The following is a 2,827-nucleotide window of genomic DNA, read 5'->3' on the forward strand; positions in this document are numbered from 1 at the left end:
TCATGAAGCCCACCCACCTGCTCCTGCTGGCCGGCCTCGTCGCTCTGGCGGCCTGCTCCAAACCCGAACCTGCCGCTGCGCCCGTGCGCGCCGTGCGCACCCTCACCGTGACGCCGCAGACCGCCGGAGGCGTGCTCGAGTACGCCGGCGAGGTGCGCGCACGTACCGAATCGCGCCTGGGTTTTCGCGTCGCCGGCAAGATCGTCCGCCGCGAGGCTGACTTGGGCGACAGCGTGCGGGCCGGCCAGGTGCTCGCGCAGCTCGATCCGCAGGATCTGCGGCTGGGCCAGGAGGCGGCCAAGGCGGCGTTGTCCGCCGCGCAGGTGAACCACGACCAGGCCGCGGCCGACTTCAAGCGCTTCAAGGAGCTGCGCGACCAGGGCTTCATCAGCTCGGCCGAGCTGGAGCGCCGCGAGACGGCGCTGAAGGCCGCGCAGGCCCAGCTCGAGCAAGCACGTGCGCAGAGCAGCGTGCAAGGCAACCAGGCGGCCTACGCGGCGCTGGTGGCCGATGCCAAGGGCGTGGTCACCGCCATCGAGGCCGAGCCAGGCATGGTGGTGGCCGCCGGCACGCCGGTGCTGCGCCTGGCTCACGACGGGCCGCGCGATGTGGTGTTTGCCGTGCCCGAAGACAAGGTGCTGCTGGTGCGCCAGCTCGCCGGCGTGCCCGGGCGCTTCAGCGTGAAGCTCTGGGGCGACGGCGGCGCCACGCTGCCAGCCACGATCCGCGAGATCTCGGCGGCGGCCGACCCGGTCACGCGCACCTTCCTCGTCAAGGCCGACGTCGGTACGGCGGCTGTCAAGCTCGGCCAGACGGCAACTGTGCGCGTCGAACTGCCGCAGACCGCGGGCGTGACCAAGCTGCCGCTGACCGCCCTGAAGGAAGAGCAGGGCAAGACCATCGTCTGGCTGGTCGACCGCCAGACCATGACGGTGCGCGCCCAGCCGGTGCAGGTGGCCGGCGCCGACGGCAACGACGCCGTCATCAGCAGCGGCCTGCAGCCCGGCCAGGTGGTCGTCACCGCGGGCGTGCACGTGCTCAACCCGGGTCAGCAGGTGAAGTTCTACGCCGAGCCGGCGCGGGCCGCGGCGGCGTCGGTGGCCTCGCCGGTGACCGTCAAGTGAGCGGGGCCCGCGTGGAACACGCCGCGAACCCGGCACCGTCGCGCTTCAACATCTCGCGCTGGGCGCTCGACCACCCGGCGCTGACGCGCTACCTGCTGGTCGTGCTGCTGCTGCTGGGCTTCGCGGCCTACTTCCAGCTCGGCCAGGACGAGGACCCGCCGTTCACCTTCCGCGCGATGGCGATCCGCGTCTTCTGGCCTGGTGCCACGGCACAGCAGGTGGCCGACCAGGTCACCGACAAGCTCGAGCGCACGCTGCAGGAGGTGCCCTACGCCGACAAGATCCGCAGCTATTCGAAGCCCGGCGAGGCGCTCATCCTGTTCCAGGTGAAGGACAACTCGCCGCCCCGCGAGATGGCGCAGATCTGGTACACGGTACGCAAGAAGATCGGTGACATGCGCGGCACGTTGCCGGCCGGCGTGGTGGGCCCGTTCTTCAACGACGAGTTCGGCGACGTCTACGGCTCGATCTACGCGCTCTCGGCCGACGGTTTCAGCTACCAGGAGCTGAAGGACCAAGCCGACTTCGTGCGCCAGCGGCTGCTGAAGGTGAAGCACGTCAACAAGGTGCAGATCTTCGGCGCGCAGGACGAGAAGGTCTTCATCGAGGTGCCGCAGAAGCGCTTGGCCCAATTGGGCCTGGACTTCAATCAGGTCATCGCGCAGATTGGCCAGCAGAACGCGGTGGAGTCGGCCGGCACCATCAACGCGCCGACCGACTACCTGCAGGTGCGGGTCGCGGGGCAGTTCAGCAGCGTCGAGGAGCTGCGCAGCTTCCCGATCCGCGCCAACGGCGCGAGCTTCCGGCTCGGCGACATCGCCGAGATCCGCCGCGCCTACGTCGATCCGCCGCAGGTGAAGGTGCGCCACCAGGGGCAGGAGGTGATCGCGCTGGGCATCTCGATGGCCAAGGGCGGCGACATCATCGAGCTGGGCCAGGCGCTGCGCGAGGCCACCGCGGCCATTCGTGCCGACCTGCCGGTGGGCATCGAGCTGCAGCAGTTCCAGGATCAGTCGACGGTGGTCTCGCGCTCGGTCAACGAGTTCGTCAAGGTGCTGCTCGAGGCGGTGGTGATCGTGCTGGCGGTCAGCTTCGTCAGCCTGGGCCTGCACTTCAAGCCCTCGTTCCGGCTCGACTGGCGCCCCGGGCTGGTGGTGGCCATCACCATCCCGCTGGTGCTGGCGATCACCTTCGTGGTGATGTACTACTGGGGCGTCGGCCTGCACAAGATCTCGCTGGGCTCGCTGATCATCGCGCTGGGCCTGCTGGTGGACGACGCCATCATTGCCGTCGAGATGATGGTGCGCAAGCTCGAAGAGGGCTACGACAAGGTGCGCGCGGCCACCTTCGCCTACGAGGCGACGGCGATGCCCATGCTCACCGGCACGCTGATCACGGCCGTGGGCTTCCTGCCGATCGGCATGGCCAAGTCGACGGTGGGCGAGTACACCTTCGCCATCTTCGCCGTGACGGCCGCGGCGCTGCTGATCTCCTGGCTGGTGTCGGTGTACTTCGTGCCGTACCTCGGGACGCTGATCCTCAAGCACAAGGACAACGGCAACGTCGCCGGCGAGCCGCACGAGCTCTTCGACACGCCGTTCTACACGCGCTTCCGGGCCCTCGTGAACTGGTGCGTGGCGCACCGCTGGATCACCATCGGCCTGACCATCGCCACGCTGGTGCTGGGCGTGCTCGGCATGGGC

The 2,827-nt window shown here is 69.2% G+C and carries 2 protein-coding genes; both read left to right on the forward strand.

Annotation, left to right across the window (positions count from 1 at the left end; genetic code table 11):
* The first annotated feature begins 2 nt into the window (after positions 1–2).
* Complete coding sequence (locus AB7U92_RS25245) at positions 3–1,124, forward strand: efflux RND transporter periplasmic adaptor subunit (RefSeq protein WP_428583319.1); 1,122 nt, start codon at positions 3–5, stop codon at positions 1,122–1,124.
* Positions 1,125–1,135: 11 nt separating this feature from the next.
* Positions 1,136–2,827 (forward strand): efflux RND transporter permease subunit (locus AB7U92_RS25250; protein ID WP_428583321.1); only part of this gene is annotated, 1,692 nt, incomplete at its 3' end.

Origin of the sequence: Piscinibacter sp., from assembly GCF_050175855.1 — a bacterium.
GTDB lineage: Bacteria > Pseudomonadota > Gammaproteobacteria > Burkholderiales > Burkholderiaceae_C > Piscinibacter.

Bases quoted from the DNA above. Each gene is read 5' to 3' on its own strand.
- AB7U92_RS25245 (WP_428583319.1), top strand. From the start codon at position 3: ATGAAGCCCACCCACCTGCTCCTGCTGGCCGGCCTCGTCGCTCTGGCG.